This is a genomic window from Sphingopyxis sp. H073 (assembly GCF_001468395.1).
GTDB lineage: Bacteria > Pseudomonadota > Alphaproteobacteria > Sphingomonadales > Sphingomonadaceae > Sphingopyxis.
In genome coordinates this window covers 161793-175028 of sequence record NZ_LNSG01000004.1, presented here as the reverse complement: position 1 = coordinate 175028, position 13236 = coordinate 161793, and the positions used below count along the sequence as shown (strand labels likewise).

Sequence of the window (13236 nt, the reverse complement as noted above, 5' to 3'; positions counted from 1 at the left end):
CGCACCCGCGGATCGGTCGCCGATGAGACGAACATGACCCAGGACCCGAACTGGATCGACACCGTGCTGCGGACGGCGCGGCCGCGGGCCATGGCAGCGCTCCTCCGCCGCCTCGGCAGCGTCGAGGCGGCGGAGGAGGCCTTCCAGGAGGCTTGCCTCCGCGCGCTCCGCCACTGGGCCGAGCAAGGAACGCCCCGCGATCCGCTGGCCTGGCTCGTTCGCGTTGGGGCAAATGCAGGAATCGACACCGTCCGGCGGGCGCTTCGCGAGACTTCGCTGCCCGAGGAGATCGCCGCGCCGCCGGGCGATGCCGAAGAGGAGATCGCCGACACCCTCGACGAACGTGCCTATGGCGACGACATGCTGCGCCTGCTGTTCATATGCTGCCACAAGGAGCTCGCCGCGACCCAGCAGATCGCGCTGGCGCTTCGTATTGTCTGTGGCCTCTCCGTGGCCGATATCGCGAGCGCCTTCCTCGTCAGCGAGGCGGCGATGGAACAGCGGATCACGCGGGCGAAGCGAGCGGTCGCCCAGGCCGACATCCGGTTCGAACCGCCGTCGCCCGCACTTCGCGCCGAGCGGCAGGGGGCGGTCTCGTCGATGATCTATCTCCTGTTCACCAAGGGATATGCCGCCGCGTCGCACGAGGCGGCGCGCGCCCGCCCGCTCTGCGATGAGTCGATCCGGCTCGCGCGGGTCCTCCTCGACCTCTTTCCCGACGAGCCAGAGGTCTTGGGCCTCGTCGCATTGCTTCTGCTGCAGGACTCGCGGCGCGATGCCCGTTTCGACGCCGCCGGCGCGATTATCCTCCTCGAGGAACAGGACCGCGACCGGTGGGACAGATCGGCTATTGCCGAAGGCATCGCGCTTACCGACCGCGCCTTTCGGATGGGCAAGCCCGGCCCCTATCAGCTGCAGGCGGCGATCGCGGCGATGCACGCGCGGGCTCCGACCTTCGCCGACACGCGCTGGGACCAGATCGAAGGCTTGTACCGGGTACTGGAGGACATGTGGCCAACCCCCGTCGTCGCCCTCAATCACGCCGTGGCGATCTGGCGGTCGCGGGGACCGGGCGAAGCGCTCGCCCATGCCGAGCCCCTCGCCACCGCCCTTGAAGGCTATTTTCATTATCATGCCGCCATCGGCCAGTTTCTGGCGGAGCTTGGGCGCGGCGATGAAGCGGCTACCGCCTATGGGCGTGCAATCGCACTTGCACAAAGCGCGGCCGAAGCCGCGCAGATTCGCTCCTATCTTGACCAGCTGTAGTGGCTCTTGGCGCTCGTGTTCCGGAAGCGTCGAATGCGGCCAAGCGATCGAAGGGAGGGGATGAGCCAGCATGATCCAGGCTGCTTCAGTTTTCGATGCTTGGCGCCCTCGAAGCGAACTGACTGGAATCGGCAAGCACCAGCGATTTGCGCTTCCCAAAAGAACGCCCGCCCGATCGAAACCGGGCGGGCGTAAGATGAAGAGCCGTGTTTCCTGAAAGGAAGAGCCCTCCTGGGTCGCATGGCGCGGATAGCTTCGCTGGCACGAGGGATATTGTACCGCAACGCCAAAAAGCGCAGCGCTCACACTTCAGGGCTTGGCCGCGACCGGAAGCCGGAATGGTGCGCCCAGCCGGTTGAAGGCGTTCATCGCCGCAATCGCGATCGTCAGGTCCACGAGGTCCTTCGGCTCGAATGCCTCGGCGGCGGCTGCATAGGCCTTGTCCGAAGCATGCGTCTCGCTGACGCGCGTGACCTCCTCCGCCTACGCCAGTGCTGCGCGGTACCGGTCAGGGAACAGATGCGGGACTTCGTCCCACACCGGAAGCAGTGCGACCTTGCCCACCGGCATGGTCTTGAGAAGATCTCGGGTGTGCAGATCGATGCAGTGAGCGCATCCGTTGATCTGTGAAACTCGGAGGAAGACAAGGTGAATCAGCTCTGCCGGGAGGGCAGTGTTATTGGTGATATAATGGTGGACAACGTACAGCGCCTTCGCTCCGGCGGGGGCTACTTCGGACCAATTCAACCGATTCATCTGATCTTCCTTTCTTCCTCAGCCGATATCGGCGTCATCAGGCCTGACGAGCGGGATTTCGGCGCTGTGACATCGCGCCCGAAAAAATGTCGGTGCGACCGGATGTGGGCGAAAGGGGCCGGAAGAACGGCCCGAGATTCGTCTGCTGCCGCGTACCAATCAGGTCGCGCTGCGAAACGAGGGGCCACGTCATCGTCATACGGCCCCAGAGTGTCCGCTTATTTCAAATCGGTGTTGAAAGCCGCCAGTCCAAAATCGGCCAAGACACGATTCCGAGAAATCGACGAAGCACTGAGCCTGCTTAACTAATGCGGTTGAAACACGGCCAAAGATACGCGCCGTCACCGACAGCTCCCTTCGGAACTTTCCGCCCTCCCGGCTCCGCAAAAACCCCCTCGCTCTGTGACAATTTATGCGCCGCGTTTGCGCCGGGCCTGAAACTCGACCGATACTGATGGGGCGCTACGCCAAGTCGTTGGACGAAAGCCGCCCGCATCGGGTCGGCATTGCCAAAGCCGCAATCGAAGGCGACGGCCTTGAGCGCCCGTTCACTTGCTTTGAGCATCCCGCGCGCGGCATCGACGCGCGCGCGTTCGACGAACTCGTGCGGCGTGATCCGGCCTCGATGTCCGCTTCCGACAGGGCTTTGCTTGCGGCGCATATCGCCCTCTACAAGGAATGGCGGGACGTTATTCATCGAGGTTCGCTGACGCGGATAGCTGAAAACGTGCCAGGTGCGTTCGGGTATCTCGCGTTGTTGGAAGCACGCGGGCTGGCACTGGCGGCGCAAACAAGATTCGCGGATCATTATGCATGTCCGCCGGTCAAGATGCCTGGGGTAGATCCCGCGGGCAGCTATCGCATCCGTCTTCTGCTTGCCGGGACCCCACCGGACGATGGACAGTTCGCTCGGCGGAGCTCTTGCAGGCAGGTGTCATGCTCCCGTTGGCGGAGCCCGAGACTGCTTGGCTGATTTCGCTGGAGTGGGTCGCCTGATCGCCTGCAATCTTGTTCGGCTTCATGCGCACACTTGGATTAGCCTGGTCGGCCAACTCGATGGCCTTTGGTGGATCCCGATTCCCGCAATGCCACCGTCAGGCATCGGCACTGGCGGGCGTGAGCGATGCGACGATCGCGTCGCAGAAGGCCGGAAGATCGTCGGGGCAGCGGCTCGTGATGATGTTGCCGTCGACTACCACCTCTTCATCGACTACTTCGGCACCAGCATTGGCGACATCGGTGCGGATCGACTTGTAGCTCGTCATTCGCCTGCCATTTGCAAGACCCGCTTCGACGAGCAGCCAAGGCGCGTGGCATATCGCTGCCACAGGTTTGCCTGCGTCGGCGAAGGACTTGATCAACGCGATCGCCTTTGCATCGACACGCAGCAGGTCTGGATTGATCTGACCGCCGGGAAGCACCAGCGCGTCATAGTCGTCGGCGTTGGCATCGGCGATCAGCAGATCAACGTCGATTTCGTCGCCCCAATCATCTTCGTCCCAACCGGTGATGTCGCCAGTCTGGAGCGAGGCGATGTCGATCTCGGCGCCGGCATCCTGAAGTCGTTCGAGGGGAATTTCCAGTTCGGACTGTTCGAAGCCGTCGGTCGCCATGATGAGGATGCGCCGCCGGGTGAGGGGATTGGCCATGTCATTTCTCCTTGTGTCCTTCAACAATGCGCGGGCAGGGAAGATGTTGCGTGATCAAAAGATAGGCCGAAAGTCGCACCGACAGTTCGGCCTCTCCGCGCGTCAGGACAGAATATCTTGAGAAGATCGGAGCTCCCGCTTCGACGTTGCCTGCTGTGATCCGGCCCTCCAGGAGTTGGCGCGCTCAAAAGCTGCCAGTCCGAGATCGGCCAGCATAAGACTTAGTTGGGAGGAAACTCATATGAAAAGGTGGCAGCGCCTTCGGTGACGTAACGACCGCTACGGACTTCCGCTACCAGTTTTCAATCACTTAGCGGCGCTCTCCGAAACTGGTTTACAGTCCGATTGTAAACCGTTCGCGTTTCATTCCCCATTCTCTTGCGGCAGCGATCCTAAATGCGCCGGGACTCGGCCCTGTTCGCTGCCCGGTCTTGAGCCAGTTCGCCGATGCGCTCGCGTTCATTGTCGGCTTGCCTGTCATGGCTTTGTCTGGCGGTAAGGCTCAACCGGATTGGGAAGCCTCGCCCGTCCGCGAACGGGTAGATTTTTGGTCGTGAGCCCGCCCCGCGGAGCGACCGAGACAATGATCTCGAGCCCCCTCTGCCGTCACGGCCTGCTGGTCGGCGCGAAAGGAAGGACTGCCGATCATCTGTAAGTCGCCAGCGCGAGCGGCGGATAAAGGTGGGCTGATTGCCGCGCTCACATTTTTGCTGATGTCTCGCGATTGCCGTTCCAGCTAGGTTCGCGTCAAAATCACAAGAGGAGGATGCGATGGATCTGGGTCTTGCCGGCAAGAAAGTGATCATCAACGGTGGCGCGCACGGGCTAGGGCTCGCCGCGCTCAAGATTTTCGCTGCCGAGGGCGCCGACGTCGCCTTCTTCTCACGTGATGCCGACAAGGTCGCGGCCGCGGTCGCGACGATCGATGCCGCGGGTCCGGGCAAGGTGTTTGGCGAACAGTTCGACATGACGGGCAATCCCGACGGCTATCGCGCCTGGCTGGAAAAGGCGCGCGACACGCTCGGCGGCTGCGACATTTTCATCCACACCGCAAGCTCGTCGGGGCAGGGCGCGACCGGCGACTGGCAGCGCGGGCTCGACATGGATATCATGGGCGCCGTGCACGGCGTCGAGACGCTGACCGAGGCGCTCGCGGCGTCGGGGTCGGGATCGATCATCTTCATGTCGTCGACCGCCGCGGTCGAGACTTTCATCGTGCCGCAGGCGTTCAACGCGCTGAAGGCGGCGCTGATCACCTATGGCTCGCAATTGAGCCAGGCGCTCGCGGCGCAGAATATTCGCGTCAACATCGTTTCGCCGGGCGCGATCTATTATCCGGGCGGCAATTGGGAGGTCATCAAGTCGGCGGCGCCGCCGCTCTATGAAAGCACGCTCGCGCAGATGCCGATGGGGCGCTTCGGCGAACCCGAGGAAGTGGCGAAGGCGATCGTCTTCATGGCCTCGCCCGCCTGTCCCTACATGACCGGCGCGCATCTCGTCATCGACGGCGGCTTCACCAAGCGCGTCCAGTTTTAGGGCGCGCGCGATGAAGCTCTATCAGTCGCTCGGCCCCAATCCGCGCGTGGTGCTGATGTACCTCGCCGAGACGGGCATCGCGGTCGATCGCCAGTTAGTCGACATCATGTCGGCCGAGAACCGTCAGCCCGATTTCTGCGCCAAAAGCCCGCTCGGTCACACACCGCTGCTCGAACTCGACGACGGGACTTGCCTCGCCGAGAGCGTCGCCATCTGCGAATATCTAGACGAGACGGTTGGCGGGCATGCGATGCTCGGCGCGACCGCCGAGGAGCGGGCGCAAACGCGAATGTTCGTGCGGATCGTCGACCAGCTTGTTGTCGTGCCGATGACCGCAGGCTTCCGCGGCGCCGAGGGTTTGCCGATGTTCCAGAGCCGGATGCTGTGCCTGCCCGATGCGGCGGCGGACCTGAAGCGGCTCGCCGCCGACGGGCTGGCGAAGGTCGACGGAATTGTCGGTGCGGGGCCCTGGCTCGCGGCCGATCGCTTCAGCCTTGCCGATATCCTGCTTTTTTCCTTCGTGGAGTTCGGCGCGATGGTCGGGCAACCGCTCGATCCCGCGCTCGCCAACCTCGCTGCCTGGCGCGACCGCGTTGCGGCGCGTCCCAGCGCCGCCGCCAGCGCCAACCCCAAACTGGGCATCGGAGAGCCTGCATGACCGACACGACGATCGACCGCGACAAGCTGCGCGACATCTACACCCGCACGATGCGCGTCGCTCGCGCCGACGAGAAATTCCGTTCGCTGCTGATGACCGGCAAGCTCGCGGTCATCTATTACACCGTGCGCGGGCAGGAGCTTGTCTCGGCGGCGGCGATGGCGGCGCTCGAACCCAGCGACTATCTGGTCACCACCTATCGCGGCCAGCATGACCAGATCGCGAAGGGCGTGCCGCTCAACCCCTTGTTTGCCGAAATCGCCGGCAAGGTCGGGGGCACGTGCCGCGGCAAGGGCGGGTCGATGCACATCACCCATCCCGAAACCGGCGTGATGGTGACCACCGGCGTCGTGGGGTCGGGGCTGCCGATCGCCAACGGCCTCGCGCTCGCGTCGCAGAACCGCGGCGACGGCAAGGTGACGATGGTCTGCTTCGGCGACGGCGCGACCAATATCGGCGCCTTCCACGAGGCGATGAACATGGCCCAGCTCTGGAAGCTGCCGGTGATCTTCCTCTGCCAGAACAACCGTTATGGCGAGCACACGGCCTTCGCCGATCACACCAAGGTCGATTCGATCGTCACCCGCGCCAAGGCCTATGGGATGAACGGAGTGAAGGTGGACGGCAACGACGCCATCGCTATGTACAATACGACCAAGGCCGCGGTGGATCGCGCCCGCGCGGGGGAGGGGCCGACGCTGATCGAGGCGATGTGCTACCGGATGATGGGCCATTTCTTCGGCGCGGACTTTTCCTACATGCCGCCTGAGCATCTCGCCGAAATGGCCGCCGAGGATCCATTGCCGCGGCTGCGCCAGCTGATGCTCGACCATCAGTTTACCGAGGCCGAGCTCGACGCAATCGTCGCCGATCTCGATGCCCAGATGGACGCCGCCGCCGAATTCGCCGCGAACAGCCCGCTGCCGGGCCCTGAGGAAATCCGCAAGGATGTCTTCGAAGAGGAGATTGCGGCATGAGCCAGATCACGATGACGCAGGCGATCAACCGCGCGATCGACGAGGCGATGGCCGAGGATGAAGGCGTGATCCTGCTCGGCGAGGATGTCGCCGCCAAGCAAGGGGGCGGGGTGTTCAAAATCTCCGCGGGCCTGACTGAAAAATATGGCGAGAACCGCGTCCGCGCGACGCCGATTTCGGAGCAGGCGATCGTCGGCGCGTGCGTCGGCGCGGCGCTCGCGGGCTTCCGCCCGATCGCCGAGATCATGCTGATGAACTTCGTGACCGTCGCGATGGACCAGATCGTCAACCATGCCGCAAAGCTGCGCTTCATGTCGGGGGGGCAGACCCATGTGCCGATGGTGATCCGCACCACGACCGGCGTCGGCGTCGGGTTCGGCGGCCAGCATTCGGACATGCTCGAGGCGTGGTTCGCGCATGTCGCGGGGCTGAAGATCGTCACCCCGTCGAACGCGGCGGACGCGCAGGGACTGATGCGCGCGGCGATTGCGTGCAACGACCCGGTGATCTTCATCGAGAATATCCTTTGCTACGGCCTCAAATCCGACGATCCGGGACCGAACCATTTCGTGCCGCTCGGCAAGGCCGCGGTCGCGCGCGAGGGGAGCGATTGCACGATCGTCACCTATGGCCGCACCGTGCTCGACGCGCTCGAAATTGCGGGCAAGCTTGCCGACGAGGGGATTTCGGTCGAGGTCATCGATCTCAGGACCATCGCACCCTATGACGAGGCGACGGTCACCGCATCGGTCGAAAAGACGGGTCGCGCGGTGGTGCTGCACGAAGCGGTGAAGCAGTACGGCACCGGGGCCGAGATCGCCTCGCGCCTCAACGAGAAATTGTTCGGCAAGCTCAAAGCTCCGGTTACACGGATCGGGGGCGCCTTCTCGGCGGTGCCGATGGCCAATGCGCTGGAGCAGGCGTGGATCCCGAACAAGGAAAAGATCGCCGATGCGGTGCGCGCCGCCGTGAACTGGAAAGGCTGAGGCGATGGCGGAGGAATTGCGCATCCCGAAGATCGGCATGTCGGCGACCGAAATGACGCTCAATGAATGGATGTTCGGCGACGGAGAACGCGTCGAGGTCGGCGACATCATCTATACGGTGGAGACCGACAAGACGACGGTTGAGGTCGAGGCGCAGGTCGCCGGGATCATCCGTCCGATCGGGGTCGAGGGCGAGATCTATCCGGTCGGCGCGCTCGTCGGCACGATCGAATGACCCCGCTCGAAGCCAGCAAGGCGATGTACGCCGCGGTCGCGCGCGGCGAGTGGGACGCGGTTGCCGATTTCATGGCCGACGATCTCGTCATCCATGAACCGGCCTCGCTTCCCTATGGCGGAGAATGGCGCGGGCGCGATGCGCTGCAGCGGCTTTACGCGCACGTCATGGGCTATTGGGAAGAACCGGTCGTCAAATGGATGGAACTGGTCGGCGGCGAGAAATATGCCGTCGCTTTGCTTCATTTCACCGTGACCGCGAAGTCCAGCGGCAAGCGCTTCGAGACGCATATCGCCGAGGTCACCGAATTCGACGACGCCGGCAAGATGGCGTCGATGCGCATCCATTATTTCGACACCGCGCATATGGTCGAGCAATTGAAGGCATAGCGGATGAGCAAAGCGCCGCACGTCATCGTCCTCGGTACCGGCGGCGCAGGACTCACCGCCGCGATCTCGGCGCATGAGGCCGGCGCGCACGTCTCGCTGTTCGAAAAGGGCGAGCAGGTCGGCGGAACAACCGCCTGGTCGGGCGGGATGATCTGGATCCCGAACAATCATCATGAGGCGACGCTCGGCGTCGAGGACAGTCGTGCCAAGGCGCTGACTTACCTTATGTCGATGTCGCACGGGCTGATGCAGCAGCATCTCGTTGAGGCCTTCCTCGATCATGGGCCTGAAATGGTGGCGTTCCTTGAGGCGAACACCCCGGTACAGTTCCGGCCGATCCCCGAATTTCCGGACTATCATGCCGAATTTCCGGGCGGGATGCCGAACGGCGGGCGTTCGCTCGACTGCCCACTCTACTCGTTCCACGAGCTGGGGGAGTGGGCCGACAGAGTGACCAAATCGCCCTATTATCCCTCGCCGCATTTCTCGATCTACGACACGCCGCTTGGACAGGCGAAGCCGCGGCCGCTGGCGCCCGAAGAGTTGCAGCGCAGGATCGACGGCGACCTGCGCGGGAGCGGACAGGCGCTGGTCGGGCGCTTGCTGCGCGCGTGTCTCGACCGCGGGATCGAACTGCAGACCGGGCATCGCGCGGTCCGGTTGCTGATGGACGGGGACCGCGTCACAGGCGTTGTATTTGAGACCGCCGGTGGTGAGATCGAGGTTGCGGCCGACGCGGTAGTGCTCGCGACCGGCGGGTTCGAATGGGATGCCGACCTGCTCCGCGCCTTCATCCGCGGACCGCTGACGCATCCGCTCAGCCCGAAGACCAACACCGGCGACGGGCTCAAGATGGCGATGCGCGTCGGGGCGATGCTCGGCAATATGCGCGAGGCGTGGTGGATGCCGGTCGCCGAGGTGCCCGAGAGCGATTGCTCGATGGGCAAGACGCTCGTGGCGGGGCAGCGCAGCCTCCCGCATTCGATCATGGTCAATCGCGCAGGCCAGCGTTTCACCAACGAGGCGGCGAATTACAATGCGATCGGTGCGGCGTTCCACGATCAGGATGTCAGCGCGTTCGACTATGCGAACCTGCCGTGCTGGCTGATCTTCGACCAGCAATATATCGACCGCTTCGGCTTCGGGATGATCAGCGGCGAGCGCGGGGTGGCGCCGCCGCAATGGGCGATGCGCGCGGAAAGCCTGTCCGAATTGGCGGGGGGGCTGGGGATCGATCCCGACGCGCTGGATGCAACGGTCGAGCGCTTCAACGCGCATTGCGCGACCGGGCGCGATCCCGATTTCGGGCGCGGCGATGCTGCGCATGACCAATGGTGGGGCGATCCCGCCGGGCGCGGTTCGACCGCCGCGACGCTCGGCCCCATCGGGCAGGGGCCGTTCTTCGCGATCGAGATCAAGAGCGGTGCGCTCGGTACCAAGGGCGGCCCGCAGACCGATGCCAATGCGCAGGTGCTCAGCGTCGATGGCGGGGCGATCCCTGGGCTTTATGCGGCGGGCAATGTCATGGCCTCGGCGATGGGCATGACTTACGGCGGGCCGGGCGGCACGATCGCGCCGGGGATGGTGTTCGGCTTCCTCGCGGGACGCCACGCCGCGCGCGTATCGGCGAAGCAGTTGGAAGGTGCGGCATGAAGAAGGTCATCGTCCTCGGCGCGCCCGCCGACCAGGGGATTCCGTTGCTGACGGCACTGAAGGCGCGCGGTCTCGAACCGACCGCCGGCGTGCGGCGGCCGGGCGCGATGGCGGCGACTGTGCATCCCGATGTGCCCGAGGTCGCCGCCGACCTCTACGACGTCGCGAGCCTGACCGCGGCCTTTGAAGGGCAGGACGCGCTCGCGATGCACCTGCCGTTCGAATTCGACCGCGAACGCGCCGCGACGATGGGCCGCAACATCGCGGCCGCTGCGAGTGCAGCTGGGCTGCGGAAGATCGTCTTCAACACGAGCTGCTTCGTCGCCGACCGGGACTTGGGCCTGTCGGCGCACGACGGGCGGCGCGATATCGAGCGCGCGATCCATGACAGCGGCGTGCCCTATGTGGTCATCGAGCCGATGGTGTTCATGGACAATATTACGCGCATCTGGTCGCGCCCGGCGATCGTGAACAGCGGGGTTTTTGCTTACCCGGCGGCCGAGACGCTCAAGATCAGTTGGATCTGCCTGGAGGATGTGGCGGCCTATATGGTTTCGGCGCTGCTGCACGAGGACCTGATCGCCGACCGGATCGCGGTGGGCGGGCCCGAGCCGCTGGTCGGGGCCGAGGTCGCCGAGCGATTAGGCCTCGCGACTGGTAGGCCAGTGCGGTTCCAGAGCCTGTCGCCGGACGAATTCGCGGCGCGGATGAGCGAACTCGTCACCGGCGCGCGCGCGGTGCAGCCGGCGAGCATCTATGACGGGATGGCAAAATTCTATCGCTGGTACAACGACCAGCCGGTGTCGCCCGTCGCGCTCGATACCGTGCCGGCAGCGCGGCTGCTGGGGGTGACGCCGACCTCCTTCGCCGACTGGGCGGCGCGGCAGGACTGGAGCTAGGCTGCGAACCAGCGCTGCGTCGCGGCGAACAGCACTCTTGCGCGCTCGGCAGGATCGGGGTGTTTTTCGCGAAGTTTTGCGCTGCGCAGTTCGATGCTCAGCGAGGTAGTCGGAGGTAGCGCGGCAATCAGATCGTCAAGCGGCAGTCCGCCGTCACCGGGCATCAGGCGCAGATCGAGCGCTTCGCGGATGATTTCCGGCACGTCGCTTGGCGGCGGGCCGAGCGCCGGTGCGTCGCAGAATTGCGCATAGGGAAAGCGCTTTGGGTCGACCGAGCCGATGTCGGCAGGCGATCCGCCCGTGCGAGCAAGATGCAGCGGGTCGATCATTAGGCCGAGATTCGCGCAATCGGCGGCATCGATTAGCGCGATCGCGCTTTCAATGCTGCCCACTGTGGTGAACGCCGCGAACTCCAGGCAGGCTCGCAGGCCTGCAGCCGCTGCGTGATTGCCGATCCGGTTCAGTTTGGCGGCGGCGCTTGCCGGATCATCGTCCGAACTGACGATCAGCACATTGCGCGCGCCGATCGCGGCGCCGGCGTCGATCGCCGCGAAATGCGCCGGATCGTCGGCGCCGGGCTTCAGCCAGATCACTTCGATATCGAGGATCGCCAGACCGGCGTCGGCGGCGCGATCGCGAACCTCGGCCGTCGTCGCGGTTGTCCAGGTTTCGGGATCGTACCAGATGCCGGCCGCCGGCCAGCCCGCGTCGATGGCGGCTGCGATCGTCTGCTCGGGCGAAAATTCGGGCAGTACCCCCGCCGCCAGCGACAGCAGGGGAAGTGCGCGCGCCATCAGCCCGGCAACTCGCCGTCGATATATTTGCTCAGCGTCCGGTGGAAATGCCGGATGCGGCTTTCCTGATAATGGCCGAGTTCGATCACGCCGTTGGGCGACGATTTCATCCCTTCCTGCACATAGGGCAGGTTTTCCATGTCCTGGTCGAACACGCCGGCGAGCGCGGCGCCGATCAGGTGGCTGGCGCTGGCGAAGGGCTGGTCATCCGGGATCAGGTGCATCGGCGCCGACTTCGGCGCCTTTTCGCCCTTGGGCGTGCGCATCAGGATGCGGACTTCCATCAGGCTGTGGTCGGTGTCGCCCCACGGCCGCCAGCGATAGACGATGTTCGGCGTCAGGCCGCCCCAAGGAGCCCAGTTCGGAAAGACATTGTACGTGAAATTGTCGAGCATTTCACTGTCGGTGGCGTCCGAATAATCATGCCCGTTCATCGCCGAAAAAGCATCGCGGTTCGCCTGCGCCAGCACCTTGCGCGCCAGCATCGGATCGTTTGCGTCGAAGCCTTTGAGGTCGTCGGCCGAAGCGGTGCTGCGCCGCGCGCGGCTGTCGCCGCCGCCAATGAACTCCTCGAGCGATTTCAGGACGTAGAATTGGTCCTTGCCCTTGATGTGTGGTGACATCGCGCCGGCGGGGGTGATCGCGCGATTGAGAAAGTCGCCGTAGAGGTCGTAGCGCGTGTTGGCGTCGGCGGTGAAACCCAGGATCTGCGGGTGGGTGACGATGCTGTGCCACGCATCCATGAACGCTTCGGCAACCGCCTTCCAGTTCGCCGGAATGACGCGGCCGACCCACGCGCCGGTGTAACATTCGTCGAGCCGCCAATTGTCATAATGCTCGACCCCGGGGCCGACCCAGTCGCGGAAGTTCGGCAGGTCGTGATTCTCGGTGACGAGCAGGAAGCCTTGCCAGCTTTCGACCTTCAGCTCGGGCAGGCTCATGTCCTTGCTCTCGAGATGCTTGAAGTCCCAGGCGCAGGGTGCTTCCTTGAAGCGGCCGTCGTGGTGCCAGGAAAAGCCGTGGAAGGGGCAGCGCAGGTTGACCGCTGGGCCGCTTTCGGTGCGCAGCTTGCGGCCGCGGTGGAGACAGACGTTATAGAACGCCTTGACCGACCCGTCCTTCTGGCGGACGAGCAATATGCTCTTTTCGTTGATGTCATAGACGACGGTGTCGCCGGGGTTCGGCATATCCTCTTCGCGCGCCGCGAATTGCCATATGTTCGGCCACATCTTCTCGCGCTCGAGTCTTGCCCAGTCCTCGCTGACGTAACGCTCGATCGCGATCGGTTCGTCGCCAAGCTCCTGATTGGATTCGGCGAAGAGATAGTCGGGCACGCGCCGCGTGTCGGCGTGCAGCATGTCGGAGTAGCTGGTGCCGGGGCAACGGTCGTCGCGGTTCTGGTCCTGGGGAGGCGAAAGGTCGTTCATTGTTGGGCTCC

The 13236-nt window shown here is 64.4% G+C and carries 15 protein-coding genes and 1 pseudogene; 10 read left to right on the top strand and 6 right to left on the bottom strand.

Features of this window, described 5'->3' with window-relative positions; genetic code table 11:
• The first annotated feature begins 33 nt into the window (after nucleotides 1–33).
• Nucleotides 34–1266 (top strand): DUF6596 domain-containing protein, encoded by a 1233-nt coding sequence (locus tag ATE64_RS08840; RefSeq protein WP_058454855.1) that lies wholly within the window; start codon nucleotides 34–36, stop codon nucleotides 1264–1266.
• Between the two features lie 483 nt (nucleotides 1267–1749).
• Here ATE64_RS08840 and ATE64_RS22200 read toward each other — a convergent pair whose 3' ends face one another.
• Nucleotides 1750–2022: a carboxymuconolactone decarboxylase family protein gene (locus ATE64_RS22200; RefSeq protein WP_231729057.1), complete on the bottom strand. Its 273-nt coding sequence runs from the start codon at nucleotides 2020–2022 to the stop codon at nucleotides 1750–1752.
• A gap of 301 nt (nucleotides 2023–2323) precedes the next feature.
• A complete protein-coding gene (locus tag ATE64_RS22195) occupies nucleotides 2324–2587 on the bottom strand; it encodes a hypothetical protein (protein ID WP_231729071.1) in 264 nt (87 codons plus the stop codon).
• On the opposite strand from ATE64_RS22195, the gene ATE64_RS22190 reads away from it, so the two are divergent.
• Entirely contained in the window at nucleotides 2477–2995 is a 519-nt protein-coding gene (locus ATE64_RS22190; RefSeq protein WP_231729076.1) for a hypothetical protein, read from the top strand. The genes ATE64_RS22195 and ATE64_RS22190 overlap by 111 nt on opposite strands.
• Before the next feature lie 121 nt (nucleotides 2996–3116).
• Here the strand turns inward: ATE64_RS22190 and ATE64_RS08825 are convergent, their stop codons facing one another.
• Complete coding sequence (locus ATE64_RS08825; protein ID WP_058454853.1) at nucleotides 3117–3671, bottom strand: type 1 glutamine amidotransferase domain-containing protein; 555 nt, start codon at nucleotides 3669–3671, stop codon at nucleotides 3117–3119.
• 470 nt (nucleotides 3672–4141) lie between these two features.
• Nucleotides 4142–4350 (bottom strand): annotated as a pseudogene (locus ATE64_RS22185) (IS5/IS1182 family transposase); the annotation flags it as partial.
• Between the two features lie 92 nt (nucleotides 4351–4442).
• On the opposite strand from ATE64_RS22185, the gene ATE64_RS08820 reads away from it, so the two are divergent.
• Genes ATE64_RS08820 through ATE64_RS08785 form a run of 8 tightly spaced genes read left to right on the top strand, consistent with a single transcriptional unit; the run spans nucleotide 4443 to nucleotide 11004 of the window.
• Nucleotides 4443–5207 carry an SDR family oxidoreductase gene (locus ATE64_RS08820; protein ID WP_058454852.1) on the top strand — a complete coding sequence of 255 codons (765 nt, stop codon included), beginning with the start codon at nucleotides 4443–4445 and terminating at the stop codon, nucleotides 5205–5207.
• Between the two features lie 10 nt (nucleotides 5208–5217).
• Entirely contained in the window at nucleotides 5218–5865 is a 648-nt protein-coding gene (locus ATE64_RS08815) for a glutathione S-transferase family protein (protein WP_058454851.1), read from the top strand.
• Complete coding sequence (locus tag ATE64_RS08810) at nucleotides 5862–6842, top strand: thiamine pyrophosphate-dependent dehydrogenase E1 component subunit alpha (RefSeq protein ID WP_058454850.1); 981 nt, start codon at nucleotides 5862–5864, stop codon at nucleotides 6840–6842. Before ATE64_RS08815 ends, ATE64_RS08810 begins: the two co-directional genes overlap by 4 nt.
• The gene (locus ATE64_RS08805) at nucleotides 6839–7828 is read left to right on the top strand and encodes an alpha-ketoacid dehydrogenase subunit beta (protein ID WP_058454849.1); all 990 of its coding nucleotides are present in this window, start codon (nucleotides 6839–6841) and stop codon (nucleotides 7826–7828) included. The genes ATE64_RS08810 and ATE64_RS08805 overlap by 4 nt, the downstream gene beginning before the upstream one ends.
• 4 nt (nucleotides 7829–7832) lie before the next feature.
• Nucleotides 7833–8063, top strand: coding sequence for a biotin/lipoyl-containing protein (locus ATE64_RS08800; protein WP_058454848.1), 231 nt, complete (start codon nucleotides 7833–7835; stop codon nucleotides 8061–8063).
• Nucleotides 8060–8452 (top strand): nuclear transport factor 2 family protein, encoded by a 393-nt coding sequence (locus ATE64_RS08795; protein ID WP_058454847.1) that lies wholly within the window; start codon nucleotides 8060–8062, stop codon nucleotides 8450–8452. Before ATE64_RS08800 ends, ATE64_RS08795 begins: the two co-directional genes overlap by 4 nt.
• Nucleotides 8453–8455: 3 nt before the next feature.
• Nucleotides 8456–10105 (top strand): FAD-dependent oxidoreductase, encoded by a 1650-nt coding sequence (locus tag ATE64_RS08790; RefSeq protein ID WP_058454846.1) that lies wholly within the window; start codon nucleotides 8456–8458, stop codon nucleotides 10103–10105.
• Complete coding sequence (locus ATE64_RS08785) at nucleotides 10102–11004, top strand: NmrA family NAD(P)-binding protein (RefSeq protein ID WP_058454845.1); 903 nt, start codon at nucleotides 10102–10104, stop codon at nucleotides 11002–11004. The genes ATE64_RS08790 and ATE64_RS08785 overlap by 4 nt, the downstream gene beginning before the upstream one ends.
• Here the strand turns inward: ATE64_RS08785 and ATE64_RS08780 are convergent.
• Nucleotides 11001–11798 (bottom strand): sugar phosphate isomerase/epimerase, encoded by a 798-nt coding sequence (locus ATE64_RS08780; protein ID WP_058454844.1) that lies wholly within the window; start codon nucleotides 11796–11798, stop codon nucleotides 11001–11003. The two genes, ATE64_RS08785 and ATE64_RS08780, sit on opposite strands and share 4 nt — an antisense overlap.
• The gene (locus tag ATE64_RS08775; protein WP_058454843.1) at nucleotides 11798–13225 is read right to left on the bottom strand and encodes an aromatic ring-hydroxylating dioxygenase subunit alpha; all 1428 of its coding nucleotides are present in this window, start codon (nucleotides 13223–13225) and stop codon (nucleotides 11798–11800) included. Before ATE64_RS08775 ends, ATE64_RS08780 begins: the two co-directional genes overlap by 1 nt.
• Between the last annotated feature and the right edge of the window lie 11 nt (nucleotides 13226–13236).

Excerpts from the sequence above, each read along its gene's own strand:
- ATE64_RS08840 (WP_058454855.1), top strand. The coding sequence starts at position 34 with ATGACCCAGGACCCGAACTGGATCGACACCGTGCTGCGGACGGCGCGG.
- ATE64_RS22200 (WP_231729057.1), bottom strand. The coding sequence starts at position 2,022 with ATGAATCGGTTGAATTGGTCCGAAGTAGCCCCCGCCGGAGCGAAGGCG.
- ATE64_RS22190 (WP_231729076.1), top strand. The coding sequence starts at position 2,477 with ATGGGGCGCTACGCCAAGTCGTTGGACGAAAGCCGCCCGCATCGGGTC.
- ATE64_RS22195 (WP_231729071.1), bottom strand. The coding sequence starts at position 2,587 with ATGCTCAAAGCAAGTGAACGGGCGCTCAAGGCCGTCGCCTTCGATTGC.
- ATE64_RS08825 (WP_058454853.1), bottom strand. The coding sequence starts at position 3,671 with ATGGCCAATCCCCTCACCCGGCGGCGCATCCTCATCATGGCGACCGAC.
- ATE64_RS08820 (WP_058454852.1), top strand. The coding sequence starts at position 4,443 with ATGGATCTGGGTCTTGCCGGCAAGAAAGTGATCATCAACGGTGGCGCG.
- ATE64_RS08815 (WP_058454851.1), top strand. The coding sequence starts at position 5,218 with ATGAAGCTCTATCAGTCGCTCGGCCCCAATCCGCGCGTGGTGCTGATG.
- ATE64_RS08810 (WP_058454850.1), top strand. The coding sequence starts at position 5,862 with ATGACCGACACGACGATCGACCGCGACAAGCTGCGCGACATCTACACC.
- ATE64_RS08805 (WP_058454849.1), top strand. The coding sequence starts at position 6,839 with ATGAGCCAGATCACGATGACGCAGGCGATCAACCGCGCGATCGACGAG.
- ATE64_RS08800 (WP_058454848.1), top strand. The coding sequence starts at position 7,833 with ATGGCGGAGGAATTGCGCATCCCGAAGATCGGCATGTCGGCGACCGAA.
- ATE64_RS08795 (WP_058454847.1), top strand. The coding sequence starts at position 8,060 with ATGACCCCGCTCGAAGCCAGCAAGGCGATGTACGCCGCGGTCGCGCGC.
- ATE64_RS08790 (WP_058454846.1), top strand. The coding sequence starts at position 8,456 with ATGAGCAAAGCGCCGCACGTCATCGTCCTCGGTACCGGCGGCGCAGGA.
- ATE64_RS08785 (WP_058454845.1), top strand. The coding sequence starts at position 10,102 with ATGAAGAAGGTCATCGTCCTCGGCGCGCCCGCCGACCAGGGGATTCCG.
- ATE64_RS08780 (WP_058454844.1), bottom strand. The coding sequence starts at position 11,798 with ATGGCGCGCGCACTTCCCCTGCTGTCGCTGGCGGCGGGGGTACTGCCC.
- ATE64_RS08775 (WP_058454843.1), bottom strand. The coding sequence starts at position 13,225 with ATGAACGACCTTTCGCCTCCCCAGGACCAGAACCGCGACGACCGTTGC.